The following is a 25,056-nucleotide window of genomic DNA, read 5'->3' on the forward strand; positions in this document are numbered from 1 at the left end:
CCATCTCGGCTATCTGCTGCTGCTCGAAAGCCTCGATCGCCCCGATGAAGTGTACGGCACCCGCAGCGCGCGACTGCTGGCGCAGATGCGCGAGCGAGGCTATGAGGTGTCCCTCGATCTGGTGTCGCGCAAGGGCGACCCGCGCTACCGGCCGCTGGTCCTGCCGGCGCTGAAGCATCTTGACTACCTGACCATCAATGAACTGGAAGCCAGCGAGTTTAGCGGGCTGGAGATTCGTCTACCCAACGGCGAGCCGCACGTCGCCAATATCGCCCGCGCCGCCAGCGCATTGCTTGACGCCGGCGTACGCCAGCGGGTAGTGATCCATTGTCCGGAGGGGGCATGGGGCGTCTCCCGTACCGAAGCCGGGCGCTGGGTACCGTCATGGCGGCTACCGCCGGAGGAGATTATCGGCAGCGTCGGCGCGGGGGACGCCTTCTGCGCCGGCCTGCTGTACGGCAGCCACGAACGCTGGCCGTTAACCGCCAGTCTGCAGCTGGCTCACGCCTGCGCCCGCGCCAGCCTGCAGGCCGCCAATGCGATCGACGGCGCCAAAACGCTCCCTGAGCTGCAGGCGTTTATTCAGTTGCAGAATGTTTAGATCGAGTAGATCCCGCTATCAGGGCGATGCCACAGGAGAACGGCGTGTCATGGCGAGAAAAGGGATACGGTTTATTCAAATCACGCCTGTTTTACGCTGAGTTCAACAAGGGCGGGCCAGGTAACTAACTGCGCCACTCGGCCAGCACCTTTTCCAGTTTATCTAATGACTCAGCGCGTTTTATCGCTGGCATCTGATGAATATTGCGCAATTTCCACTGCACGGCAGGCAAATCCTGAATACGCATTTCCGGCGCTAAACGCCAGTCTGGTTCGCCTCGTTTAAATGACAGTAAAAAATAGACATCCTGTTGTGTGAAACAGGATTTTAACGCAGCAATCATCCTGTTGGGGACTGCTGTCAGTTCCTCCAGGGCTATCGTCTCAAATGTCATCCCGCTGAATTCACGGTAAAAAGGTTCAGCAATATCTTTCCAGCGAGGACTCAGCACTTCAGCCAGAGGCCGATTATGGCTCAGTAAATACGCGATAAACCCATTGAAAATGGGACGGTCAAGCTCCTGCGCATCAAGAAGTAATTTCACGTCATAAAAATCTCTGGGATGCTGGCGATCCAGCGCCGCGCATAATTTTCCACCGTAGAGGTCAGGCAACGAAACCACTGGAAGGCTGGCATAGCCAAAAACGTCCTCTACCTCCCCCACCACTTCTCGCTCCTGTGGTGGATATAATGTTCCCCGGGCGACCGGTGAAACCTCTATCTTTATTTGTGCGCTATCGGTAGTAACAATGACACGCATCTCATCTGAACGATTAGCTTGTAATACAGCGCTCATACCTGCCTGTTGTTGCAGATTGGCGGCAATACGTGCAAGCGCATCCCGTATATGAGGTAAAGCGATGGCTCTGCTTTCCAGGGGCACCCAGGCGAGGTCGATATCCACCGATAATCGAGGGAAATCGCGGATAAAGAGATTGATTGCAGTGCCACCTTTCAGCGCAAATTCCCGTTCGACAGCAACATAGGGTAAAACCTGCATTAGCAGAGCAACCTGCCGATAATAAGGCGCCTGTATATCCATATTTTTTATTCCTTTTGAAAGCGTTCAGGCACTGTGATTTGGTATTGAGCATTGAACTTTCCATTTTCCACGATTTGCCGCTTGCCCGCTCCCAGATCGATTTTTTGGCTATCGATTCGTTTGAGCCAGCCATGCTCGTAAAAACTGGCGAAGAAGAGATACAAACGCTTGGCCTGCACGGACTGGCTGACGGAAAGAAGATACTCTACTTTACGAGGATTAAGATTAACCAGCCCCTGGAAAAGCTCTGCAGCGTGGTTAAATGAGAGGGTCCCCGGCACCGCGCTCAGCAACTCGTAAGCAGCCAGTTCTGGCGCACTGCCGATGAGTTTTTTCCCTTTTATATCAAGCGTTACACGGTATCTATCATCCAGCACCGGCAGTTTTTTCCCCGATATGACTATCCACTCCACACCCGGGAATTCCCTGAACCATTTCGGCAGCAGCGCTTTATTTTCCACACTAAGCCAGCACTGGTTTTGTTTTAGCTGTAGATAGTGTGAACGGCCCTGCCAGACTAAGCTACTGAGCCCCGCAACATACACCGGAGCGGCAAGCTGATTTTGCAAACATGCTAATGCATCGTTCCACTCCGGCTCACGTCCCGCACGCGCATATACGCCGTTGCCTCTTTTTTTTAACCAGCCACTTTGCGCGTATTTAAAGGCCAGAGAGGGAGAGATGGCATGCTGGCTTAACCAGGACTGAAGGATCACATCTCCGGGAGCGCTGTTTTGCAGCAGCCAGTTTAATTTTGTTGCCATAGATTAACCCAGAGTGTCACTTTAATAAAAAAAGTAAACTCCCTGCGCCAAATAAAGTCAACAGCGGGTTGGCAGCAAACCCGCCCTACGCCGCCTTCTCGCTGTGGGTCACGTCGGCGGAAAAGACATAGCCCAGACCGCGCAGGGTTTTAATCAACGTCGGCTGATGCGGGTTGAGCTCAATTTTGCGCCGCAGGCGCATGATCAGCACATCGATGGTCCGGTCGAATACCTCGGTGCTTTCGTTATGAGTCAGCGCCAGCAGCTGTTCGCGATTCAATACCCGGCGCGCGTTCTGCGCCAGCGCCAGCAGCAGGCCATATTCTCCCTGGGTCAGCGGGATCGCCTGCTGCTGCGGGTTATACAGTTCACAGCGCGTGGTATCCAGCCGCCAGCCGTTAAACGTCAGGCCAGCACCGGCGCCCGACGCCTCGCCGGCCAGCGCCCCGCTGCGTCGCAGTACCGCTTTCACCCGGGCGACCACCACCCGCGAGCTGAACGGTTTGGCGATGTAATCATCGGCGCCCATCTCCAGGCCCACCACCACATCAGACTCACTGCCCAGACCGGAGAGCATCACCACCGGCAGCTCAGGCCGCGTGCGCTGCAGCTGCTGGAGCACCTGCAGGCCATGGGTATCCGGCAGGATCATATCCAGTAAGACCAGCGCGATATCCGCCCGCTGCGCCACCGTCGTCAGCGCGTCGTTGCCGGTCTGGCTGACAAGCACTTCAAACGCGTGCGCGCCGAGCACATCGCTGAGCAGCTCGCCCATCGCCCTGTCATCATCCACCACTAAAATGACTGGTTTCATTTTTGCCTCTGCCCGCCGGGAATTAGTGTCAGTCTGATCGATTCTGCAAGCCTGCGCCGACAAATTCCTCTCCCGGTGACATTTTTTCAAGCGCCGTCACATCTCCAGGGTATCGACACGTCAAATCTGTCGACAGGCTGTTTTTCGTCAGCATTCCGCCCAAAAAACCCGCGTATCATCAAGGAATACCCACAATGAAAATATGGCATAGAAGATGCATAGTGACGGCGCGATAGCGCAAACGCGCCCATTGAATAACTGGAGCAAGACCGATGAAAAAAGTCGTCACGGTTTGCCCGTATTGCGCATCAGGTTGCAAAATCAACCTGGTGGTCGATAACGGCAAAATCGTTCGGGCTGAAGCGGCGCAGGGGAAAACCAACCAGGGAACCCTGTGCCTGAAGGGCTATTATGGCTGGGACTTCATTAACGATACCCAGATCCTAACGCCGCGCCTGAAAACCCCCATGATCCGCCGTCAACGCGGCGGCAAGCTGGAAGCCGTCTCCTGGGACGAGGCGCTGGATTACGTCGCCACCCGCCTCAGCGCCATTAAAGCCAAATATGGCCCGGATGCGATCCAAACCACCGGCTCCTCCCGCGGCACCGGTAATGAAACCAACTATGTGATGCAAAAATTCGCGCGCGCCGTTATTGGTACCAATAACGTCGACTGCTGCGCTCGCGTCTGACACGGCCCTTCGGTTGCAGGTCTGCACCAGTCGGTCGGTAACGGCGCCATGAGTAATGCCATCACGGAGATTGATAACACCGATCTGGTGTTTATCTTCGGTTACAACCCGGCGGATTCCCACCCTATCGTGGCGAATCACGTCATTAACGCTAAACGCAACGGGGCGAAAATTATCGTCTGCGACCCGCGCAAAATTGAAACCGCGCGCATCGCCGATATGCACATTGCGCTGAAGAACGGCTCGAACATCGCGCTGCTCAACGCCATTGGCCACGTGATTATTGAAGAGGATCTGTACGATAAATCCTTCGTCGCCAGCCGTTCCGAAGGCTTCGAGGAGTATCGCAAAATCGTTGAAGGCTATACGCCGGAGTCGGTGGAGGAGATCACCGGGGTCAGCGCCCAGGAGATCCGCGCCTGCGCCCGGATGTATGCCAGCGCCAAATCCGCCGCCATCCTGTGGGGCATGGGCGTCACCCAGTTCTACCAGGGCGTGGAGACGGTGCGGTCGCTGACCAGCCTCGCGATCCTCACCGGCAACCTCGGCAAGCCGAGCGTCGGCGTCAACCCGGTACGCGGCCAGAACAACGTTCAGGGCGCCTGCGATATGGGTGCGCTACCGGATACCTATCCGGGCTATCAGTACGTCAAGTTCCCGGAGAACCGCGAAAAATTCGCCAAAGCCTGGGGCGTGGAAAGCCTGCCTGCGCACACCGGCTATCGCATCAGCGAATTGCCGCACCGCGCGGCGCACGGTGAAGTGCGGGCGGCGTACATTATGGGTGAGGATCCGCTGCAGACCGACGCCGAACTCTCGGCGGTCCGCAAAGCGTTCGACGATCTGGAACTGGTTATCGTCCAGGACATTTTCATGACCAAAACCGCCTCCGCGGCTGACGTCATCCTGCCGTCCACCTCGTGGGGCGAGCACGAAGGCGTGTATACCGCAGCGGACCGCGGCTTCCAGCGCTTCTTTAAAGCGGTGGAGCCGAAGTGGGACCTGAAAACCGACTGGCAGATCATCAGCGAAATCGCCACCCGGATGGGCTATCCGATGCATTACAACAACACCCAGGAGATCTGGGACGAGTTGCGGCATCTGTGCCCGGACTTCTACGGCGCCACCTACGAGAAAATGGGTGAGCTCGGCTATGTCATGTGGCCGTGCCGCGATGAGTCCGACGCCGATCAGGGAACGTCGTATCTGTTTAAAGAGAAGTTCGATACCCCGAACGGACTGGCGCAGTTCTTCACCTGCGACTGGGTCGCGCCGATCGATAAGCTTACCGATGAGTACCCGATGGTATTGTCGACGGTGCGCGAGGTCGGCCACTACTCGTGCCGTTCAATGACCGGTAACTGCGCGGCGCTGGCGGCGCTGGCGGATGAACCAGGCTATGCGCAAATCAACACCGCCGACGCCGAACGGCTAGGCATCGAAGATGAAGAGCTGGTATGGGTCAATTCGCGTAAGGGGCGCATCATCACCCGCGCGCAGGTCAGCGATCGGCCGAATAAAGGCGCGGTGTACATGACCTACCAGTGGTGGATCGGCGCCTGTAACGAGCTGGTCTCAGAGAACCTGAGTCCGATAACCAAAACGCCGGAGTACAAGTACTGCGCGGTCAACGTTGAGCGGATTGCCGATCAGCGTGCCGCGGAACAGTACGTGATCGACGAGTACAACAAGCTGAAATCCCGCCTGCGCGAAAGCGCGATGGGTTAAGGTTCGGCGGTCTGACCCGGCTCGCGCGATGCGTAGGCCGGGTCAGGCGCAGCCGCCACCCGACACATAAACGGCTCCGTGTCCACAGTCTGCCGCCCGGCGGCGCTGCGCTTGCGCGGGCCTACGGTCAGGTAGCGCAAATCGGCCCTACCTACCGATACCCGCCATTTTCTTCTTTTTCGCCTCCCTTTATACTGCGCGCTATGTTCCTTACTGATAATAAATACAAATGAAATACCTCTTTTTATTTCTACTGGTTTTCACCAGCGGCGCAGCGGTGGCCACCGAACCTGGCAGTCAGTATCAACAGCAGGCCGAAGCCGGCGATCGACGCGCGCAATATTACCTTGCCGATACCTGGGTCAGCTCCGGCGATTATCAAAAAGCCGAATACTGGGCGCAGAAGGCGGCCGCCCAGGGCGATGGCGATGCGCTGGCGCTGCTGGCGCAGCTCAAAATCCGTAACCCCCAACAGGCGGACTATCCGCAGGCCCGCCAGCTGGCGGAAAAAGCCGTCGAGGCCGGCAGTAAATCCGGAGAGATCGTCCTCGCGCGGGTGCTGGTCAACCGTCAGGCTGGCGCCACCGACGTAGCGCACGCCATCACGCTGCTGCAGGATGCTGCCCGGGATAGCGAAAGCGATGCGGCGGTAGATGCCCAGATGCTGCTGGGGCTGATCTACGCCAGCGGCGTACACGGCCCGGAGGATGATGTGAAAGCAAGTGAATACTTTAAAGGCAGTTCATCACTTTCCCGCACCGGCTATGCCGAATACTGGGCCGGGATGATGTTCCAGCAGGGAGAGAAAGGCTTTATCGAACCGAATAAGCAGAAGGCGCTGCACTGGCTCAACGTCAGTTGCCTGGAGGGGTTTGATACCGGCTGCGAAGAGTTTGACCGGATTAGTAAAGGATAAGAAAAAGCCCGGCGCTATCGCGCCGGGCTTTGTGTTTTATTGGGCGGTTTTATCAAACTTGCCCAGCACTTCGCGTTCATAGGCCAGCGCTTTTTTGCGATCGAACTTATGCTCCCACTTGGCGATAACCAGCACCGCCAGCGCATTACCCACCACGTTCAGCGCGGTACGCGCCATATCGAGGATACGGTCGACGCCGGCAATAAAGGCAAGCCCTTCTAGCGGGATCCCGACGCTACCCAGGGTGGCCAGCAGCACCACGAAGGAGACGCCCGGCACGCCGGCGATCCCTTTCGAGGTCACCATCAGGGTCAGCACCAGGGTAATCTCCTGCCAGATAGAGAGGTCAATACCGTACAGCTGGGCGATAAAGATCGCCGCGATGCTCTGATACAGCGTTGAACCATCGAGGTTGAAGGAGTAACCGGTCGGCACCACAAAGCTGGTGATCGACGCCGGCGCGCCGTAGGCTTCCATCTTCTCAATAATGCGCGGCAGTACGCTCTCCGAACTGGCGGTAGAATAAGCCAGAATCAGCTCATCTTTCAGGATGCGGATCAGGATCCAGATGCTCAGACCACAAAGGCGCGCGACAATCCCCAGCACCACCAGCGCGAAGAACAGGATCGCAAAGTAAACCAGCAACACTAGCTTGGCCAGCGGCCACAGCGAGGCGAAACCGAAGGTGGCGACGGTTACCGAAATCAGGGCGAATACCCCGACCGGCGCATAGCGCATCACCATATGGGTGACTTTAAACATGGTCTCGGAGATAGAGCGGAAGACCGTCACCAGCGGCTCACGGTGGGTCGCCGGCAGCGAGGAGAGCCCCAGGCCAAACAGCACCGAGAAGAAGATAATCGGCAGCATATCGCCTTTCGCCATCGATGCCACGATATTGGTCGGCACCAGCGACAAGATGGTGCCCATCAGGCCGTGCGCATGGCTCTGCACTTCGGCGGTGGTGTTCTGATATTTCGAAATATCAACTGCCGCCAGCTGCGACATATCAATGCCCGTCCCCGGCTGGAAGACGTTGGCCAGGGTGATACCCAGCACAATCGCCACCGTGGTGATCACTTCGAAATAGATAATGGTTTTGGCACCGATCCGCCCTAACTGTTTGGCGTCACCCACGCCGGCAATCCCGACCACCAGGGTCGAAATGACAATCGGGACCACGATCATTTTAATCAGATGGATAAAGATATCGCCCGCCGGCGTCAGCAAATTGCTAATTAACCAATCGCGACTTTCAGCGTGGTAATGCAGATAACTGCCCAGAAGGATACCCAGCACCAGGGCTAGCAAAATTTGCCAGGCCAGACTGACTTTTTTTGTTTTCTTCACTACTGACTTCCTCAATGAAAGGCACCATTCCTTTTCGTCATGGTACCCACTGCAGGGGGTATGAATTGTGTTGCGTTGCTTTGTGGGGTTATTTAACGCGCAATATCAGTATCATTTGCACGGCATGCTGCGCAAGCCTTTAAGAACAGGGCTTTCCTCTGCTTTTATGCATAAAGCAGCGAATTTCCCCCAGTTATATTGCATAAGTATTTGTAATAAAAAAATTTTCACAGCTTCCGTTTCTATAAATTCATTTGCGTAATTATTTCGCTTCAAAGTTTCATTTGATGAAATTTCACCCAGTTTAATCATTGCGTGATCTGCCCCCCAATTAACAAACAAAGCTGTCAAAACCCCTACTCTTAACGTTTGTTTGACATATATTTAACAAGTTCAAAGGAGAAAAAAAGCCATGAGCCAAATTCACAAACACCCTATTCCCGCTAATATTGCGGAACGTTGCCTGATTAACCCGGATCAGTACAAGGCGCAGTACCAACAATCCATAACCGACCCTGATACATTTTGGGGCGAGCAGGGCAAGATCCTTGACTGGATGCGGCCCTATACCCGTGTAAAGAACACCTCCTTCGCACCGGGTAATATTTCCATCAAATGGTATGAAGATGGCACCCTGAACCTCGCCGCTAACTGTCTCGACCGCCACCTCGCCGAACGCGGCGATCAAACCGCCATCATCTGGGAAGGCGACGACGCCAGCCAAAGCAAGCACATCACCTACCGTGAACTGCATGCCGACGTGTGCCGTTTCGCCAATGTGCTGCTCGACCTCGGGATTAAAAAAGGCGACGTGGTTGCTATCTATATGCCGATGGTGCCGGAAGCCGCGGTGGCGATGCTGGCCTGCGCCCGCATCGGGGCAATCCACTCGGTCATTTTCGGCGGCTTCTCGCCGGAGGCGGTGGCCGGACGCATTATCGACTCCAGCTCACGCCTGGTGATCACCGCTGACGAAGGGCTGCGCGCCGGTCGCGCCATCCCGCTGAAGAAAAACGTCGATGACGCGCTGAAAAACCCGAACGTGAAAAGCATTGAGCACGTGGTGGTCCTGAAACGCACCGGCGGCAATATCGACTGGCAGGAAGGCCGCGATCTGTGGTGGAGCGACCTGATTGCGAACGCCAGCGCCGAACACCGGCCCGTCGAAATGAACGCCGAAGATCCGCTGTTCATCCTCTATACCTCCGGCTCCACCGGTAAACCGAAAGGGGTGCTGCACACCACCGGCGGCTATCTGGTCTATGCGGCCACCACCTTTAAATACGTTTTCGACTACCATCCGGGCGATATTTATTGGTGCACCGCCGACGTGGGCTGGGTCACCGGCCATAGCTATCTGCTGTACGGCCCACTGGCCTGCGGCGCCACCACCCTGATGTTCGAAGGGGTGCCGAACTGGCCTACGCCGGCGCGCATGTGCCAGGTCGTCGATAAGCATAAGGTCAGCATTCTCTATACCGCCCCGACGGCTATTCGCGCCCTGATGGCGGAAGGCGACAAAGCTATCGAAGGCACAGACCGCTCCTCGCTGCGCATTCTTGGCTCGGTCGGCGAACCGATTAACCCGGAAGCCTGGGAGTGGTACTGGAAGAAGATCGGTAACGAGAAGTGCCCGGTGATGGACACCTGGTGGCAGACCGAAACCGGCGGCTTTATGATCACCCCGCTGCCGGGCGCGATTGAGCTGAAGGCCGGCTCCGCGACGCGTCCGTTCTTCGGCGTCCAGCCGGTGCTGGTGGATAACGAAGGCCTGCCGCTGGATGGCGCCACCGAGGGCAACCTCGCCATCGCCGACTCCTGGCCCGGCCAGGCGCGTACCCTGTTCGGCGACCATGAGCGCTTTGAGCAAACCTACTTCTCCACCTTCAAAAATATGTACTTTAGCGGCGACGGCGCGCGTCGTGATGAAGATGGCTATTACTGGATCACCGGCCGGGTGGATGACGTCCTGAACGTCTCCGGACACCGTCTGGGGACCGCCGAGATCGAATCGGCGCTGGTGTCGCACCCAAAAATCGCCGAAGCGGCGGTGGTGGGGATCCCGCATAACATCAAAGGCCAGGCCATCTATGCCTACGTGACGCTCAATCACGGCGAAGAACCGACGCCGGAGTTGTATGCCGAAGTGCGTAACTGGGTACGCAAAGAGATCGGTCCGCTGGCGACGCCGGATGTGCTGCACTGGACCGATTCGCTGCCGAAAACCCGCTCGGGCAAAATCATGCGCCGCATTCTGCGTAAGATTGCCGCAGGCGACACCAGCAACCTCGGCGATACCTCGACCCTCGCCGATCCTGGCGTCGTGGAAAAACTGCTCGAAGAGAAGCAGGCCATTACCATGCCATCGTAAGTAAGGACCGATTCCCTACACCCTCTCCCCTTCCGGGGAGAGGATAAAAATAAGTCCCTCCCCCAGGATTTCACTCGCAGGAACGCCGTCAGCAACACCTGTCCCGGCTCCGTCGCCGGAGGGGTTGCTGTCGCCAGCGTCCGCCGAGTGGATGACGAAAGGGAGACCTCTGGAGACGCTAAGATGAATGAACAACTTTGTCAGCGGATAGAAAATAGTGCGCATTTCAGGGAGTTAGTTGCATCACGGCAACGGTTTGCCGCCATTCTGTCAGTGATTATGTTAGTGATCTATGTGGGCTTTATTTTGCTTATCGCCTTTGCACCCGGCTGGCTCGGCACCCCGCTGCACGCCGGAACCAGCGTCACCCGCGGGATCCCGCTCGGCATTGGCGTGATCGTCATTTCGTTTATCCTGACCGGTATTTATGTCTGGCGAGCTAACGGTGAATTCGACCGTTTGACCAAAAGCGTTCTCAACGAGGTAAAAGCATGATCAAGAGAGTCCTGACGGCGCTCGCCGCCACGCTGCTGCCCCTCGGCGCTCACGCCGCAGACGCTATTACCGGCGCGGTACAGCGCCAGCCGACCAACTGGCAGGCGATTGTCATGTTCCTGATTTTCGTCGCCCTAACGCTGTACATCACCTACTGGGCCTCAAAACGGGTGCGTTCGCGCAGCGATTACTACACCGCCGGCGGCAATATTACCGGCTTCCAGAACGGGCTGGCGATTGCCGGCGACTTTATGTCAGCGGCGTCGTTCCTCGGTATCTCCGCGCTGGTGTATACCTCCGGCTACGATGGGCTGATCTACTCGCTGGGCTTTCTCGTCGGCTGGCCGATTATCCTGTTTCTAATTGCTGAACGTCTGCGCAATCTTGGCCGCTATACTTTTGCCGATGTCGCCTCTTACCGCCTGAAGCAGGGGCCGATCCGCACCCTCTCCGCCTGCGGTTCGCTGGTGGTGGTGGCCCTGTATCTGATTGCCCAGATGGTGGGCGCCGGCAAGCTAATCCAGCTGCTGTTCGGCCTTAATTACCATGTCGCCGTAGTGCTGGTTGGCGTGCTGATGGTGCTCTATGTCCTGTTCGGCGGCATGCTGGCGACTACCTGGGTGCAGATTATTAAAGCGGTTCTGTTGCTGTGCGGCGCCAGCTTTATGGCCTTTATGGTCATGAAGCACGTCGGCTTCAGCTTCAATAACCTGTTTACCGAGGCGATGGCGGTCCACCCGAAAGGGGCGGCGATTATGAGTCCCGGCGGACTGGTGAAAGATCCGATATCCGCGCTCTCTCTGGGTCTGGGTCTGATGTTCGGTACCGCTGGCCTGCCGCATATTCTGATGCGCTTCTTTACCGTGAGCGACGCCAAAGAAGCGCGTAAAAGCGTCTTCTACGCCACCGGTTTTATGGGCTATTTCTATATCCTGACCTTTATCATCGGCTTCGGCGCCATCATGCTGGTCGGCGCGAACCCAGCGTTTAAAGACGCGGCCGGACAGCTTATCGGCGGCAATAACATGGCGGCGGTGCACCTGGCGGATGCGGTTGGCGGCAACCTGTTCCTCGGGTTTATCTCTGCGGTAGCCTTCGCCACTATCCTGGCGGTGGTGGCGGGCCTGACCCTCGCCGGCGCGTCAGCGGTGTCGCACGACCTGTACGCCAACGTCTTCCGCAAGGGCGCGACCGAGCGTCAGGAGCTGAAGGTCTCCAAGATCACCGTGCTGATCCTTGGGGTGGTGGCCATTCTGCTGGGTATTCTGTTTGAAAATCAGAATATTGCTTTCATGGTCGGCCTGGCCTTCTCCATCGCCGCCAGCTGTAACTTCCCGATTATTCTGCTGTCGATGTACTGGTCGAAGCTGACCACCCGCGGCGCGATGGTCGGCGGCTGGCTGGGCCTGCTGACTGCGGTCATTCTGATGATCCTCGGCCCTACCATTTGGGTGCAGATCCTCGGCCATGAGAAAGCGCTGTTCCCGTATGAATATCCGGCGCTGTTCTCCATTGCCATCGCGTTCATTGGCATCTGGGTCTTCTCCGCCACCGATAACTCACCGGAAGGGATGCGCGAGCGCGAGCAGTTCCGCGCCCAGTTTATCCGTTCACAAACCGGGATCGGTATCGAACGCGGCCAGGCGCATTAATTGTCCTCTACCTTCCCCGGCATCGTTCGGGGAAGGGATTCTCCCCCTCAGTTATAAGTAAAGGTGATCACCCCGGTGGCGTTAGCTGTCCCCGCGGTCACCGCGCTCCCCGTCCTGTAATAGTTAGTGGATAAGGCGAGCGTCTGCATGGCCGCTGCGCCTCCGGGGCTGTCGGGGTTGGTGAAATAGCTGTAGCTGGCATCCGCGCCGCTGTTGGTCACCGTCGCGCGGCTCGAAGTATAGAGGCTGATATCGGTATTTAACGGCAGTGCTTTGCCATTCAAATTTAACTGCACTCCCACGCCAGTGGCGGCATTCTGTTCCGCCGTGAGGGCCATCACCGTATTGTCAGGGTTATCCCCGCTTGCAGAAGCAGCCGCCACACGCATCGAAACGTTAGTTCCCGGCTCGCAGGAGAGGCTCAGAGACTGCCGCGCGCTACCCACCTTCGTCGCGGTATTAAACTCACTGGCATTGATGCTGCCCATGGAAAAACTGAGATTATTGCTACCGACAATACACCCCATCGGGATTAGCTGGATGCTGGTGGTGCCGCTGATGTGCAGTTGTGAAATAGCGATGGTCCCCTTTTTATCCTTGGCCGATACCGTGGCCACCGGGTCGCTGAACGATAATTGACTCTTGCTGGCGATGGCGCCGCCGGTGGCCACCAGCTGCAGCTGATACGCTGGGGTATAATGAGTCGACGCGAAAGAGTCGAAAAGACCTGTCGGCTTTCCGAGGTAATAATTCACATCACCAATATAATGCACCTGCGAGTCGGGGCTGAAATCATCGGTGTCATCGCCATATTCACCGCTGATATTGAGCCACACCTTGACGCGGATACCGATCCCCTGCACCGAGGTGGCATAGATATTATCCCCTATCAGTGCCCCGGCATTGTTCGAGGACCAGGCAAAAACCGCGTAGGTGCTCCCCTCACAGTTAAGCAATTCCGTTTGCGAGCGCGTAATCTTCCCCGAGTCATACAGTACCGTCCCTGCGGTATAGCTCCCGGCATTGACCAGGATCTTTTCCGGCAGGTTGGTCATCGAGACATCGCCATAGTTGGTTCCCGTGCAGGCCGCCCAGCTATAGACGGGACACAGTGCCAATATGAGCAATAAGATCAGTTTTTTCATACCCATCCCTGTCGAAACGTTATTTGTAGGCCACATCGAACGTGGCGGTAAACCCGACCATCCCGGACCTTACCTGGCCATAAGGCGAAAACATACGTGCCACCATATTAAAGGTATGGATATCCGCATCGTCCCCAAAGGTATAGAGATACTGGTCGCCGGGGCCAAGGGGCTGCTGGTCGGCCATGCTCTGCAGCTGCAAACCGACGCCGCTGGCACCGTTGCTGCCAGTCTGGAAGTTTTTATAGATTGAAGCGTGGGTGCTATCGAAGCTGGTGCCGCTAAACGCGATGGTCACCGCCGACGCATCGGCGGAACAGCTGGAAAAGACCAGCTTAACCGGCACGCTGGCGCCGCTCGCCCCGGCATGTCCGGAGAACGTCTGCGAGGAGACGGTGCCTAAATCGATACTGTTCGACGGCTCCACGGCCACCTCACAGGAAGGCGCTTCGATGGTGCCCGTGACGTTAAAATTGACCGTGCTGCTGCCCTCATAAGCCAGCGCCGGAAGGGAGAGCAGCAAAAGGCTGGCCGCCAGGAGGCCCCTTGTGCTGCCGTCTCGCATATTCATATCAGCCCCTCTTCCATGTTGAAAACCTGCATCCATTACCGACATTCGGCCTGATAGAACAGAATATCGTCGCCAAGGGCCATGCCGGAGAAGTCATAATGAACGGTGCACTGCTCACTGCTTTTCTCCCCCCAGCGCGCTAACAGCTGGCCTTTTTTCTGCAGCCCCGTTAGATACACCTGCCCCTCATCGCCAACGATATTGCTGCGCGACGCGCTACCGTGATCATTATCGAGGGTCACCAGCGCGCCGAAAGGCACCACGCCATTGCGGGTACGCAGGGTGAGCATCGCCTTATAGCCAATTCGCGTGTCGTACTTCACTTTGACGATCGCATTGCGCGTCGGAACCACCGTTCTGGCGACGTTATCCACTTCAGCGCCAGGTATTTCCTGTTCATCCAGCGCCAGGCTGTTACGATGGTACGGACGGACGTAAGGCACCACCGCATATCCGGCGGCATCCGTCGTCACGTTTGTCTGACCGCGCACTGTCACATCGCTGACGCCAGGCGTTTCGACCAGCGCAGAACTCTCGCCAAGAAAGCGTGATAGCGTGAGTCCGCCCGCATGGGCGACCATGCCCCCGCGCAGCGAATAGTTGTAGTGATTGCTGTAGCGGTCGTAGCCATAGCCGCCAGCCACATCCCCTTTCGAGCCCTGGTAGTTGACGCTGAGGTTGCCGGAGGTGCTTTTATCCTGCGTGTTGTACCCTTCCAGTACGCTCCAGTTCAGGGAACGATCCTCGAACGCCGAGCCGTTGAGCCCCACGCTGTGCGTGGTATCGTTATGCCGACCATGGTTCATGGTGTAATTTGCCGAGAGCGTCTCGCCAAGCGGAATACTTAACGTCAGGGAGACGACCGTATCGCTGGCCGGCCGGTTATTGCTGCTGTCATCGGTACGTTGCACATTGCGGTTATAGGAATAGTTAATAAAGTAAGACGCTTTACCGATCGACCCGCTATAACCCACGCCCACCGATTCCATACGCGAACTGTCCCAGTAGGTCTCATTGACCAACGAAAGCGAGAGCGAACCATAGCCAAACAGCGTCTGCGACAGCGATGCGTCAAACCGGCCTTTCGTTCTGCCGCTCTGCGTACAGCAGTCGCGCTGTGTGGAAGAGTTATCGACAAAGTCCTGAAACGAATAATATCCCGAGGTGGAGTAGCGATAACCGGCCACGGAAAAGCTGGTGCCCGTCTGCAGAAAGCTTTTACTGAAGCGGACGCGATACGATTGCCCTTGCTCTTTACTGGTTGACGAGGCCGTATCGCTGGTTTTCACGTCGGCCCACGACTGAGAGCCATCAAACGACAGCGCACCGATAGTACCGAGGTTAAAGCCAGCGCCTAACAACAGGTTGGTGTATTTATCTTCCGCCTGCTGGAAACCAGTATAAAAAGTGATGTTGCTGGTGGCGCCATAGGCCAGGGAAGACTGAATAAAGTTATATTCTTTATCGTCGGAGCTGCCCGATCGCGTCCTGCCGCTGCTCAGCGCATAGTCCAGCTGGCCCTCACGTTGCAGGATCGCCAGCGACGCGAAAGGCACCACAAAGTTTTGCTCGCTGCCGTCAGACTCTTTAATGTTGACGTACAGGTCGCCGGCGCTGCCGGTGGCGTACAGATCGTTAATTTCAAAGGCGCCGGGAGCGACGGTGGTTTTATAAATGCTGTAACCATTCTGATAAACCGAGACCTCCGCGGTGGTGCGCGCGATCCCTCGAATCGTCGGCGCAAAGCCATGCAGGCTATCCGGCAGCATCTCTTTGTCCGAACTGAGCTGCAGACCGGTAAAACTCAAACTGTCGAAAATGCCGGAAGAGGTATACGTATTACCGACCACCAGCTGGCTGCGTAGGGTGTGAATATCGCGGGCAAGATAGGAGTAAACCGACTCCCAGCGGCTGTTGTTATCGCTGTGGCTATAGGTGCTGTAGTTGCGCAGGCGCCATGGTCCCAGATTCAGCCCAGGCTGCAGGCTGACGAACTGACTGTCGATAGTGGCGCCGTTATGCCGCGGCGCATTACGCTGCCCGGTGACGCTATAGTTAAGAAGACCGGCATTGATCCCCTGTTGCCACTGGCTCTCGGGAATATAGTCTCTGGGGCGATTCAGCATGGCGGCCTGCGGCACGGTAAAATCAATCCGCTGCTGGGCAAGAGATACCGAGAACGTCATCCCGGGGATCGCCGACAGCCGGGCGCAGGTTTCCCCTGCCTCGAACAACTGCGGATAGGCGGTGGTATTAATCAACCATGAATTCAGATACTCCGCGGACAGGCAGGGAGAAGCAGTCGCGCCTGCGTCATGGCTAATTTCCTGAAAAGTCAGCGAGTCTGAACTGACGTACTTATCATTGATGTAAACATCCAGGTGATAGGTGCCCGGCGGTATGCCATCTTGCGAAAAATAGGATAGATCAACCGAAGCCGCAGGACTCTCGGCGACTTCGAGTAAATTTGGGTTGAAATATTCGCCGGCCTCCGCGCGAGAGGGCAGAGTACTTAGGCACAGAATAATAGCGACGCAGATACTTTTAGTTGAAAATAGCAGCTCAACGCTACTGAATGATAGCGGTATATTTCTTCCCTGACATACCATAATCATTAATCACGCTCCATGTGATCTCTTTTTTTCCTGTCGCCGACAGGCTACTCTGCACGGGTATTTTTAAGGTGGAAAACGGGGCAGCAAACCATGCGCCAGAAATATTTTTACCGTTAAGGCTAACCTGTGAGAAATTCATATACAGCGGTGAGTTATTTTTTACCGTCACCGACGTCCTCTCTTTCCCCCACTGTAATTTTTCAGCGTACGATTCCGGTGTATTACCTTTTAACGCAGCGGGTCGATAAATCAATTTTATTTTCGAATTAATCGCAAACTGTACGACATTTTTATCAGGTACATACTCTGTTGCCGGGATCCCTTTAATATTGAGCCAAAACATCGACTCGCGATCGTCGGGTAATTTCTTTCCTGATCGAACTACGCGGACAAATCCTTTCTCCCCGGCTTTGAGACGAAACAGCGGCGGCGTAATAATAAATGCGTCTTTGGCGGGTGAGGCTGCATCAACCACCGAGAGCCAGGACTGAACGATATTGCTGTTCTGATCTTTATTCTCAACCGTTATTACAGCGTTATTTTTCGTACCATCAAAAACCAGACGCGTACCGCCAACGACCACGCTGGCCTGCGCGAAGGAAGAAGACAGCAATAAACCGATCGCAAAAAAAGGATATCTCATATGTTTAATTTAAGGGGAATAGCAGGCGATTCCCCTTTCTCCATTCAACAAGAAGCCGAATTAATGATAGGTCACGTTATAAGTCACGGTTGTCTGAACGGTACCTTTCGTCGGATCAGCATCACCCGATTTCACCATTTTTACGGTGAACGGAATGGTTGCTGCACCCGAAGAGATATCAACATCAGAACCCTCTTCGTTATTCTTCATCACATTGCCCGCTTCGTCGAAAAGGGCCACAGCGACGCCGGTTGCCGGCTCATCAGTTGCCTGGTTTTTAAAATAATCGCTGTTCGCGGTATCGGAAACACCGCCAAAAGTGACGCGGGCGATACTGTTGCCACCTTCTTCCGCGGTCGGGCAATCAGCTAAGCTAAAGGAGAAGTTCTTGGCAGCGCCGAAGGTATACGCTTTCAGATCCGCCACTGAGGTGGTGCCCATATCAATAGCCGTTACACCGCCATCAATGGTCGCCGTACAGGTGGTATCGGAAACAATACCATTAAAGGTAATGGTGTTATCAGCCTGCGCAACGGTAGACAGCGCGCTGCAGGCAGAGAAAATCAGGGCACCCGCCAGAAATTTTTTACTCATCTTCATATTTATTCCCATATCCATTATAAACGACAATCAGTCCGTCAATTGTTTTATGCAGCGATATTAGAGAATGAAATTCAAGCAGCGCGGCGTCATGCATGTATTTACATGACATATGGTTTATGACAATTAATATTATTCATAAATAAACGACCAGCATTTGAATCCATTCAATAATACAAGCTCGCGTAAAAATAATAACTAGCATGAGGTAAGAACTCAATTATTAATGTAAAAATTGATTTTTTGCGACATAACATCGCAACGCATGAGTGGCCATACTCAAAACCATAAAAATCAAATAGTTATAAAGTTATAAAATTCGCAAAGATAATTGGATATTTATATAATATTTACCCCATAATTAAATACGGGCATGCAGAGAAACATTTAGTTACAAAGTCAGTGCTGATATAAGAATTGGCTTAATCTTTTATGATGAACCGTTAAATGCATCAATAACAAAAACAGGGAATAGCCGATAGCTATTCCTCTCCTCAATATTTATTAACATTCACTCTGGCGATAATGTTAAAACAGCAGCCAGCGGACGACCGGCGCAGCCAGCACCACTACTACGCCTGACAGCATCATCACCAGGCTGGCCACCACGCCCTCCTGCTGGCCCAGCTCATACGAGCGCGCCGTTCCCGCACCATGGGAAGCCGCGCCGAACCCGGCTCCTTTCGCCATCCCCTCCCGGATAGCAAGACGTAAGAACAGCATATCTCCCACCGCCATGCCAAACACGCCGGTGATCACCACAAACAGCGCCACCAGATCGGGTTGTCCGCCGAGCGGTTTCGCCGCCGCCAGCGCAAAGGGCGTGGTCACCGAGCGCACCGCCAGGCTACGCTGAATTTCATCAGACAACATAAACCCGCGCGCCAGCCATACGGAACTGGTGACAGCCACCACTACCGCCGTCACCACCCCGGCGCTGAGCGACATCCAGTGGCGTTTAATCACCGCGACATTTTCATACACCGGAACGGCAAAGGCGATGGTCGCCGGGCCCAGCAGCCACAGCAGCCAGTGGGTCTCTCCCATATAGCTCTGATAAGAGATGTGGCCTACCACCAGAATCAGCACCAGCAGGATCGGCGTGAACACCAGCGGCATCAGAGGGAGTTTATGAAAACGGCGATACAGTTTTTTGTTGGCGTAATAGAGGACCAGCGTCGCCACCAGGCACAGGATACTCAGTACGGCATCGCTCATTTTTTTAACCTGCCCACTTCGTAACGATAGACCTTGTCAACGACCCAGGCGGTGGCGCCTAGCACCATCAGCGTGCTTAAGGCAATCACCAGAAAAATCCGCCAACCATCGACCATCAACAGCTGGGCGTAGTTCACCACCGCGACCACTGCCGGGACGAAAAACAGCAGCATCTCCGCCAGCAGCCAGCGGGCGCCGGCGCGCACCCAGCTTACCGGTATCACCCGGCAGACGATCAGCAGCAGGAGCATCACCATGCCGACCAGGTTAGCCGGCAGCGGTACCTGCCACCTGTTCACCAAATATTGTGCGAAGATGAATAACCCGACGTAGAGAAGTACCTGTACCGGGATCTGAAGTCGTTGCGCCACGGCGGGGGCAACGCGAGCTGGCGCGAAGGCCATGTGCGATAGTCCTGAAAAAAAGAAGTCAGGCGAGCAGTATAGAGAGCCGCCGAAGCGGACAGAAATGAATTAAAATCATCGCAGGTATAGTCTCAGGGAATAATTATGGATATCCGAACGCTGCGCTATTTCGTTGAAGTGGTTCGTCAGCAGAGTTTTACTCGCGCGGCGGAAAAGCTGTTTGTCACACAGCCCACCATCAGCAAGATGCTCAAGAATCTCGAAGATGAGCTGAACTGCACGCTGTTGATCCGCGACGGCCGCAAACTACTGCTCACCGATACCGGGCGCGTCGTTTTTGAACGCGGCCAGGCGATCTTGGGCGAGTTCAGCCAGCTGGAGTCAGAGCTGAGCGATATCAACCACCTGCATAAAGGGGTGCTGCGGCTTGGCATTCCGCCGATGGTCGGGATGCTGATGGCTGAGCCGATCAGTCGCTTCCGCCAGCGCTATCCGGGCGTCGAGCTGAAGATCGCCGAGTTTGGCGGCCTGACGGTCCAGCAGGCGGTCAGCAATGGCGAACTTGATATGGCGATGACCGCCCTGCCTGTCGAGGAGGATAGCAGCCTCACCATTCTGCCGTTGTTCAATCACCCGCTGTGCGTCCTGACGCCAAGGACCGCGGAGTGGGAAGGTAAAACCTCGCTCTCGCCGGCCGAGCTGGCGTCGCATCCGCTGGTTATCTACAACGAGGAATTTGCCCTTAGCCAGCAGCTGATGCGGCTGTTTGCCGAGCATGACGTGAAGCCACGTATCGCGGTGCGCAGCGGCCAGTGGGATTTTCTCGCCGCCATGGTGCAGGCGGGCATTGGCGTAGCGATCCTGCCGGAACCGATTTGCCAGCGTCTCGACCGGCAGAATTTTTGCTGGATCCCGTTGCAAAGCGAGCTGCGCTGGGAGCTGGGGATGATTTGGCGGGAAGGCGTATATATGTCGCGTAGCGCTGAGGCCTGGCTGGCGTGCAGCAAAGCGTTCTGGCTGGAATAATTCCCTGGTGACAACGCGTTCCGCAAGGGAAGGGGTAGCCCGGGTCAGGCGCTTGCGCCGCTGCCCGGGTTTCCCCCGGTCGCGCTAACGCTTACCGGGGCTACACATTTACTGCAGTCTCGCCAGTAGTCCGAATAAGCGTCGCGCTATCCGGATTACAGGTTATTGATCTTCGATTAACAGCGCTTCCAGCAGGTCGAGATCGTGGAGCAGCTTCTGCAGCGTCTCGTTACTGATCTGCCGGGTGGCGCGCAGATGATACAGCTCGCCGCGCTCAGAGCGCAGCGCCGCCAGGCGGAAGCGGCGTTCCAGACTCTCTTCGAGCATAGAGGTTTCCACGTCGTTACGCCCATCGGCGCGCCGGCGCAGGTTACCGATCACCCGCGAACTAACTTCGGTCAGCAGCTGGGTATCGATATTCTCTTTGGTATCCGCCGCCAGACGCTCTTCCATCTTCTGGATCGCCACAATCGCCACGTCAGCCGTTGCCGCGCGCGCCAGACGCTCCTCTTTCCGCTGCTGCACATTATCGCTCGATTCAATGTGACGTAGCAGGATCGGCAGCGCAATCACCCCGACGAACAGCGAGAACAGGATCACCCCGGCGGCGAGGAAAATCAGCTCATAGCGCGCCGGAAAGACATTCCCGTCAGGCAGCAGCAGAGGAATGGAGAGCACACCGGCGAGGGTAATCGCCCCGCGCACCCCGGCAACGGAGGAGATCAGCAGCTCGCGCGTAGTCCAGGAGCCAAACTCCATCGGCTTCTTCTTCAGGAAGCGCTGACTGAGCTTACGCATCGACCACAGCCAGCCAAAACGCACCAGCATCAGCGCGGCATAGATCAGGATAATGTCGGTAAACAGCATCCAGGTCTCAACGTTGGGGTCGGCCTCCGCCGCCACCAGCGAACTGGAGAGGATATCCGGCAGCTGCAGGCCCAACAACAGGAAGACCATGCCGTTGAAGACAAACTCCAACATTGCCCAGGTGCTGTTGGCGCGCAGGCGCATGGCCAAGGGCGCGGTGCGCATCACGCCGGAACGGGTGATGGTCATCCCCGCCGCCACCGCCGCCAGGATGCCGGAGACACCGATATGTTCGGCAATCAGATAGGAGGCAAACGGCAGCAGGAACAGCAGGACAATCTGCGTGGCGGGTTCATCCCCGCCCCAGCGGCTGAGGAAGCGCATCGAGCGGCCATACGACCAGCTCACCACAAACCCGGCCAGCACGCCGCCAATCGCCACCTTCAGAAATTCTACGGTGGCGCCGCCAACGGTAAAGACCATGGTGCCCATCGCCACCGCGACGGCAAACTTGAGCGAGACCAGGCCGGAGGCGTCGTTCATTAGCGCCTCCCCCTGCAGAATGCCCATGATTTTCTTCGGTATCCGCCCTTCCCCAACGATGCCCGAAAGCGCCACGGCGTCGGTCGGGGACAGCACGGCCGCCAGCGCGAACGCCGGGATCAGCGGAATGCCCGGTACAATCCAGTAGATCAGAAAGCCGATGCCGACCACCGTCACGACCACCAGCGCTAGCGCCAGGCCGAGGATCTCGCGCCCGTGTTCAATAAATTCGCGGGTTGGCGTTTTCCAGCCGTCGGCGAATAGCAGCGGCGGGATAAACAGTACCAGAAACAGCTCTGGATCAAATTCAACGTGCAAACCAAAGGTCGGCCACGCCAGAAGCGCGCCAATGGCGATTTGCATCAGTGGAAGTGGAACCTGAAAGGGCAGTACGCGCGTCACTACCCCGGAGAGTGAGACCACAAGGGTCATGATGAGGATGGTAAAGAATATTTCCATGTGTTCCCTGTTTGCTGCGTTTTCTTTTATACCTGTAAGGCGTCGTGCCTGTGAATCATACGCTACCCAGATTAACGCAAATGGAAACAGGATGTGGCTTAAAAATAAAACGGGCGGCCTGAGCCGCCCGTGAGGAGCACGAAGGGTTTAAATCGCCCAGCCGCCGGCGTAGAACACCACCAGCGCCACAGCGATAATCACCGTGCCGAGGTTCAGTTTGCGCCACTCGCCGGAGACCAGACGGCCAATAACCAGGGTCGCGAAACCGATCATGATGCCCGTCACGATGTTACAGGTCAGCACGATAAACACCGCGGTGATCAGGCCAGCCATCGCGTCAACAAAGTCATTGAAATCGATTTTCGCCACGTTGCTCAGCATCAGCAGGCCAACGTACATCAGCGCCGGCGCGGTCGCGTAGGCCGGCACCAGATAAGAGAGCGGGGAGAGGAACAGGATCAGCAGGAACAGGACACCGACCGTCACCGCGGTCAGACCGGTTTTACCACCGGCCGCGGTACCCGCCGCCGATTCGATATAAACCGCCGCCGGCGCCGCCCCGACTAAACCGGAGAAGACGCTGCTCAGGGAGTCGGTGGTCAGCGCTTTACCGCCGTTGATGATCTGTCCGTCCTTATCCAGCAGGTTCGCCTGGCCAGCCACCGCGCGGATGGTACCGGTGGCGTCAAAGACCGCCGTCATCACCAGCGCCAGCACGCTTGGCAGCACGACCGGGTTGAGCGCGCCGACGATATCCAGGCTGCCGATCAGGGAATTACCCTGGCCATCGCTCAGGGATGGCATAGCGAAAATGCCGGAGAAATGGACGTTGGGATCGAAAATCAGGCCGACAATCGACACGCCGATAATGGTCAGCAGAATGCCGCCCGGCACCTTCATTTTTTCCAGACCAATGATCACCGCGAGGCCAATCAGCGACATCACCACCGGGAAACTGTCAAAGTTGCCCAACGCCACCGGCAAACCGTCCAGCGGGTTTTTGATCACCAGACCAACGCCGTTGGCGGCGATCAGCAGCAGGAACAGGCCAATGCCGATCCCGGTACCGTGCGCCACGCCCTGCGGCAGGTTACGCAAGATCCAGCTGCGGATGCCGGTTGCCGAGATCACCGTAAACAGGACCCCCATCAGGAATACTGCGCCGAGGGCTACCGGAATACTGATCTGCTGCCCCAGCACCAGGCTGAAGGCGGTGAAGGCGGTCAACGAGATAGCGCAACCGATCGCCATCGGCAGATTCGCCCATAATCCCATCGCCAGCGAGCCAACGCCCGCTACCAGACAGGTCGAGACAAACACCGCGGCCGGCGGGAAGCCCGCTTTACCGAGCATGCCCGGCACCACGATGACGGAGTACACCATCGCCAGAAAGGTAGTAAGACCTGCAACAATCTCCTGACGCACGGTGCTGCCGCGCGCCGAAATTTTAAACCAGGCGTCCAATGAACCGCCGGTACGCGCTGAAGGCGTAGACATAGAAAACTTCCCCTGAAAATTTTTATCGTTCGTTGATATGCGTGGTGGACCGTCCACTGCCAGTTAAACGCGATCTCCATGTACCGAATCGCAGCGCCAGGGGGGCCGCAAAAAAGCAAACGTTTAACTCCGCGCATACACTACGGTGGTCAACCTTATCGCCTCCCCCGGACAGCAGAAAAAAGGGGGAGCGAAACAGAAAGGCAAACGATTATCCGGCCTTTAGATAACCCTTTTCAACCGATGTTTATCGTATTTCGCTAAATTTCGCTTATGACGAACAGAAAATAACCAGACGATGCGCAAACGTTATCGTCCATGCGCAATCCGCTAACAATTTTTTAGTGAGTTGCTTTCATTTATCGACGTCATCGGATCCGCTGATATCTCAGGCGCCGGGTAAGGTGAAGGGGCCGCCGCGCTCGATGGCGCGTTGCCAGGCCGGTCGCTGTTCCACTCGCTGACGCCAGGCCTCGATATGGACGAGGTCATGCATGCCGCCGCGCGCCAACAATGCCATCACCGGGAAGCTCATCTGGATATCGGCCATGCTCAGCCGCTCGCCAGCGAACCATGGCCGCGCGGCAAGATGGTCGTCAATGAACCGCGCATGGGTGGCCAGCTGCGGATCGAGCCACGTTTTCTGTATCCCCTTGCCCAGCAGCGAACCCAGCGAGCGAACGCCAAAGGGCACAGGGGGTTTGCCAAGGCTGGCGAACACCAGCTTCATTAACAACAGCGGCATCAGCGAGCCTTCGGCATAGTGCAGCCAGAAGCGGTACTGCAGTTTGTCGTCAATTCCCTGCGGCTTCAACAACCCGCCGCTGTCCCAGGTTTCCTGCAAATACTCGAGGATCGCCCCGGACTCCGCCAGCACATAGCCGTTGTCTTCCAGTACCGGTGATTTGCCCAACGGATGGATTTTTTTCAGCGCCGCCGGCGCCAGCATCGTTTTCTCCCGCTGATAGCGGACTATCTGATAAGGCAGCTGCAGCTCTTCCAGTGCCCACAGTACGCGTTGCGATCGTGATTGATTAAGATGATGTACCGTCAGCATGAGCCTCTCCCGTAGTTTGTTCAAATTAACTATAGGAACAGGCGCTCATTGCCGGGAAAATTTCAGCAAAATAGTGAGGAAAAAG

22 protein-coding genes are annotated in these 25,056 nt (G+C 56.2%); 7 read left to right on the plus strand and 15 right to left on the minus strand.

Going from position 1 to position 25,056, the window contains the following annotated elements; all coding sequences use genetic code 11:
• Positions 1-601 (plus strand): PfkB family carbohydrate kinase (locus HMPREF1024_RS05715; RefSeq protein ID WP_009309418.1); only part of this gene is annotated, 601 nt, incomplete at its 5' end.
• Positions 602-725: 124 nt separating this feature from the next.
• On the opposite strand, the gene HMPREF1024_RS05710 is transcribed toward HMPREF1024_RS05715, so the two are convergent.
• The 3 genes from HMPREF1024_RS05710 to HMPREF1024_RS05700 all read right to left on the minus strand — a co-directional run bounded on the left by HMPREF1024_RS05710 (position 726) and on the right by HMPREF1024_RS05700 (position 3,221).
• Positions 726-1,643: a nucleotidyl transferase AbiEii/AbiGii toxin family protein gene (locus HMPREF1024_RS05710; protein ID WP_009309420.1), complete on the minus strand. Its 918-nt coding sequence runs from the start codon at positions 1,641-1,643 to the stop codon at positions 726-728.
• Positions 1,644-1,648: 5 nt separating this feature from the next.
• Entirely contained in the window at positions 1,649-2,407 is a 759-nt protein-coding gene (locus tag HMPREF1024_RS05705; protein ID WP_004177809.1) for a type IV toxin-antitoxin system AbiEi family antitoxin, read from the minus strand.
• A gap of 85 nt (positions 2,408-2,492) precedes the next feature.
• The gene (locus tag HMPREF1024_RS05700; RefSeq protein WP_002885152.1) at positions 2,493-3,221 is read right to left on the minus strand and encodes a response regulator transcription factor; all 729 of its coding nucleotides are present in this window, start codon (positions 3,219-3,221) and stop codon (positions 2,493-2,495) included.
• A gap of 272 nt (positions 3,222-3,493) precedes the next feature.
• Between HMPREF1024_RS05700 and HMPREF1024_RS05690 the strand changes: the two genes are divergently transcribed.
• Both HMPREF1024_RS05690 and HMPREF1024_RS05685 read left to right on the plus strand, forming a co-directional pair.
• Positions 3,494-5,641, plus strand: a complete 2,148-nt coding sequence (locus HMPREF1024_RS05690) for a formate dehydrogenase H subunit alpha, selenocysteine-containing (protein WP_012737173.1) — start codon at positions 3,494-3,496, stop codon at positions 5,639-5,641.
• Positions 5,642-5,870: 229 nt separating this feature from the next.
• Positions 5,871-6,557 carry a tetratricopeptide repeat protein gene (locus HMPREF1024_RS05685; protein ID WP_004151733.1) on the plus strand — a complete coding sequence of 229 codons (687 nt, stop codon included), beginning with the start codon at positions 5,871-5,873 and terminating at the stop codon, positions 6,555-6,557.
• A gap of 36 nt (positions 6,558-6,593) precedes the next feature.
• On the opposite strand, the gene gltP is transcribed toward HMPREF1024_RS05685, so the two are convergent.
• Together gltP and HMPREF1024_RS0127280 are read right to left on the minus strand one after the other, a co-directional pair.
• On the minus strand, positions 6,594-7,907 hold the full coding sequence (gltP, locus tag HMPREF1024_RS05680; protein ID WP_004146659.1) for a glutamate/aspartate:proton symporter GltP: 1,314 nt from the start codon (positions 7,905-7,907) through the stop codon (positions 6,594-6,596).
• Positions 7,908-8,018: 111 nt separating this feature from the next.
• Positions 8,019-8,219: a hypothetical protein gene (locus HMPREF1024_RS0127280; RefSeq protein WP_004226113.1), complete on the minus strand. Its 201-nt coding sequence runs from the start codon at positions 8,217-8,219 to the stop codon at positions 8,019-8,021.
• A 100-nt stretch (positions 8,220-8,319) separates the two neighbouring features.
• Here HMPREF1024_RS0127280 and acs point away from each other — a divergent pair, with 100 nt between their 5' ends.
• The 3 genes from acs (at position 8,320) to actP (ending at position 12,425) form a co-directional block, all read left to right on the plus strand.
• Positions 8,320-10,278 (plus strand): acetate--CoA ligase, encoded by a 1,959-nt coding sequence (gene acs, locus HMPREF1024_RS05675; protein WP_002885145.1) that lies wholly within the window; start codon positions 8,320-8,322, stop codon positions 10,276-10,278.
• Between the two features lie 183 nt (positions 10,279-10,461).
• A complete protein-coding gene (locus tag HMPREF1024_RS05670) occupies positions 10,462-10,773 on the plus strand; it encodes a DUF485 domain-containing protein (RefSeq protein ID WP_004177812.1) in 312 nt (103 codons plus the stop codon).
• Positions 10,773-12,425: a cation/acetate symporter ActP gene (gene actP, locus HMPREF1024_RS05665; RefSeq protein ID WP_024623073.1), complete on the plus strand. Its 1,653-nt coding sequence runs from the start codon at positions 10,773-10,775 to the stop codon at positions 12,423-12,425. The genes HMPREF1024_RS05670 and actP overlap by 1 nt, the downstream gene beginning before the upstream one ends.
• Before the next feature lie 47 nt (positions 12,426-12,472).
• Here the strand turns inward: actP and HMPREF1024_RS05660 are convergent, their stop codons facing one another.
• The 7 genes from HMPREF1024_RS05660 to HMPREF1024_RS05630 form a co-directional block, all read right to left on the minus strand.
• Positions 12,473-13,570, minus strand: coding sequence for a type 1 fimbrial protein (locus tag HMPREF1024_RS05660; protein WP_002885139.1), 1,098 nt, complete (start codon positions 13,568-13,570; stop codon positions 12,473-12,475).
• Positions 13,571-13,589: 19 nt separating this feature from the next.
• Entirely contained in the window at positions 13,590-14,141 is a 552-nt protein-coding gene (locus tag HMPREF1024_RS05655) for a fimbrial protein (protein WP_009309426.1), read from the minus strand.
• Positions 14,142-14,176: 35 nt separating this feature from the next.
• Entirely contained in the window at positions 14,177-16,756 is a 2,580-nt protein-coding gene (locus HMPREF1024_RS05650) for a fimbria/pilus outer membrane usher protein (protein WP_009309428.1), read from the minus strand.
• A complete protein-coding gene (locus HMPREF1024_RS05645; RefSeq protein ID WP_004151735.1) occupies positions 16,710-17,399 on the minus strand; it encodes a fimbrial assembly chaperone in 690 nt (229 codons plus the stop codon). The genes HMPREF1024_RS05650 and HMPREF1024_RS05645 overlap by 47 nt, the downstream gene beginning before the upstream one ends.
• Before the next feature lie 60 nt (positions 17,400-17,459).
• Positions 17,460-18,017 (minus strand): fimbrial protein, encoded by a 558-nt coding sequence (locus HMPREF1024_RS05640; RefSeq protein WP_004192602.1) that lies wholly within the window; start codon positions 18,015-18,017, stop codon positions 17,460-17,462.
• 510 nt (positions 18,018-18,527) lie between these two features.
• Positions 18,528-19,217 carry an LrgB family protein gene (locus HMPREF1024_RS05635; RefSeq protein WP_002885088.1) on the minus strand — a complete coding sequence of 230 codons (690 nt, stop codon included), beginning with the start codon at positions 19,215-19,217 and terminating at the stop codon, positions 18,528-18,530.
• Positions 19,214-19,621 carry a CidA/LrgA family protein gene (locus tag HMPREF1024_RS05630; protein ID WP_002885086.1) on the minus strand — a complete coding sequence of 136 codons (408 nt, stop codon included), beginning with the start codon at positions 19,619-19,621 and terminating at the stop codon, positions 19,214-19,216. Before HMPREF1024_RS05630 ends, HMPREF1024_RS05635 begins: the two co-directional genes overlap by 4 nt.
• Positions 19,622-19,726: 105 nt before the next feature.
• On the opposite strand from HMPREF1024_RS05630, the gene HMPREF1024_RS05625 reads away from it, so the two are divergent.
• Positions 19,727-20,608 carry a LysR family transcriptional regulator gene (locus HMPREF1024_RS05625; RefSeq protein WP_004177821.1) on the plus strand — a complete coding sequence of 294 codons (882 nt, stop codon included), beginning with the start codon at positions 19,727-19,729 and terminating at the stop codon, positions 20,606-20,608.
• Between the two features lie 162 nt (positions 20,609-20,770).
• Here HMPREF1024_RS05625 and HMPREF1024_RS05620 read toward each other — a convergent pair whose 3' ends face one another.
• The 3 genes from HMPREF1024_RS05620 to HMPREF1024_RS05610 form a co-directional block, all read right to left on the minus strand.
• Positions 20,771-22,417 (minus strand): Na+/H+ antiporter, encoded by a 1,647-nt coding sequence (locus HMPREF1024_RS05620; protein WP_002885082.1) that lies wholly within the window; start codon positions 22,415-22,417, stop codon positions 20,771-20,773.
• A 147-nt stretch (positions 22,418-22,564) separates the two neighbouring features.
• On the minus strand, positions 22,565-23,914 hold the full coding sequence (locus HMPREF1024_RS05615) for an NCS2 family permease (protein ID WP_002885079.1): 1,350 nt from the start codon (positions 23,912-23,914) through the stop codon (positions 22,565-22,567).
• Between the two features lie 388 nt (positions 23,915-24,302).
• Positions 24,303-24,971 (minus strand): glutathione S-transferase family protein, encoded by a 669-nt coding sequence (locus HMPREF1024_RS05610; protein WP_002885078.1) that lies wholly within the window; start codon positions 24,969-24,971, stop codon positions 24,303-24,305.
• Between the last annotated feature and the right edge of the window lie 85 nt (positions 24,972-25,056).

Source organism: Klebsiella sp. 4_1_44FAA, assembly GCF_000238715.1.
GTDB classification, from domain to species: Bacteria; Pseudomonadota; Gammaproteobacteria; order Enterobacterales; family Enterobacteriaceae; genus Klebsiella; species Klebsiella pneumoniae.

Excerpts from the sequence above, each read along its gene's own strand:
- HMPREF1024_RS05710 (WP_009309420.1), bottom strand. The coding sequence starts at position 1,643 with ATGGATATACAGGCGCCTTATTATCGGCAGGTTGCTCTGCTAATGCAG.
- HMPREF1024_RS05705 (WP_004177809.1), bottom strand. The coding sequence starts at position 2,407 with ATGGCAACAAAATTAAACTGGCTGCTGCAAAACAGCGCTCCCGGAGAT.
- HMPREF1024_RS05700 (WP_002885152.1), bottom strand. The coding sequence starts at position 3,221 with ATGAAACCAGTCATTTTAGTGGTGGATGATGACAGGGCGATGGGCGAG.
- HMPREF1024_RS05685 (WP_004151733.1), top strand. The coding sequence starts at position 5,871 with ATGAAATACCTCTTTTTATTTCTACTGGTTTTCACCAGCGGCGCAGCG.
- HMPREF1024_RS0127280 (WP_004226113.1), bottom strand. The coding sequence starts at position 8,219 with ATGATTAAACTGGGTGAAATTTCATCAAATGAAACTTTGAAGCGAAAT.
- acs (WP_002885145.1), top strand. The coding sequence starts at position 8,320 with ATGAGCCAAATTCACAAACACCCTATTCCCGCTAATATTGCGGAACGT.
- HMPREF1024_RS05670 (WP_004177812.1), top strand. The coding sequence starts at position 10,462 with ATGAATGAACAACTTTGTCAGCGGATAGAAAATAGTGCGCATTTCAGG.
- HMPREF1024_RS05660 (WP_002885139.1), bottom strand. The coding sequence starts at position 13,570 with ATGAAAAAACTGATCTTATTGCTCATATTGGCACTGTGTCCCGTCTAT.
- HMPREF1024_RS05655 (WP_009309426.1), bottom strand. The coding sequence starts at position 14,141 with ATGAATATGCGAGACGGCAGCACAAGGGGCCTCCTGGCGGCCAGCCTT.
- HMPREF1024_RS05650 (WP_009309428.1), bottom strand. The coding sequence starts at position 16,756 with ATGATTATGGTATGTCAGGGAAGAAATATACCGCTATCATTCAGTAGC.
- HMPREF1024_RS05645 (WP_004151735.1), bottom strand. The coding sequence starts at position 17,399 with ATGAGATATCCTTTTTTTGCGATCGGTTTATTGCTGTCTTCTTCCTTC.
- HMPREF1024_RS05640 (WP_004192602.1), bottom strand. The coding sequence starts at position 18,017 with ATGGATATGGGAATAAATATGAAGATGAGTAAAAAATTTCTGGCGGGT.
- HMPREF1024_RS05635 (WP_002885088.1), bottom strand. The coding sequence starts at position 19,217 with ATGAGCGATGCCGTACTGAGTATCCTGTGCCTGGTGGCGACGCTGGTC.
- HMPREF1024_RS05630 (WP_002885086.1), bottom strand. The coding sequence starts at position 19,621 with ATGGCCTTCGCGCCAGCTCGCGTTGCCCCCGCCGTGGCGCAACGACTT.
- HMPREF1024_RS05625 (WP_004177821.1), top strand. The coding sequence starts at position 19,727 with ATGGATATCCGAACGCTGCGCTATTTCGTTGAAGTGGTTCGTCAGCAG.
- HMPREF1024_RS05620 (WP_002885082.1), bottom strand. The coding sequence starts at position 22,417 with ATGGAAATATTCTTTACCATCCTCATCATGACCCTTGTGGTCTCACTC.
- HMPREF1024_RS05615 (WP_002885079.1), bottom strand. The coding sequence starts at position 23,914 with ATGTCTACGCCTTCAGCGCGTACCGGCGGTTCATTGGACGCCTGGTTT.
- HMPREF1024_RS05610 (WP_002885078.1), bottom strand. The coding sequence starts at position 24,971 with ATGCTGACGGTACATCATCTTAATCAATCACGATCGCAACGCGTACTG.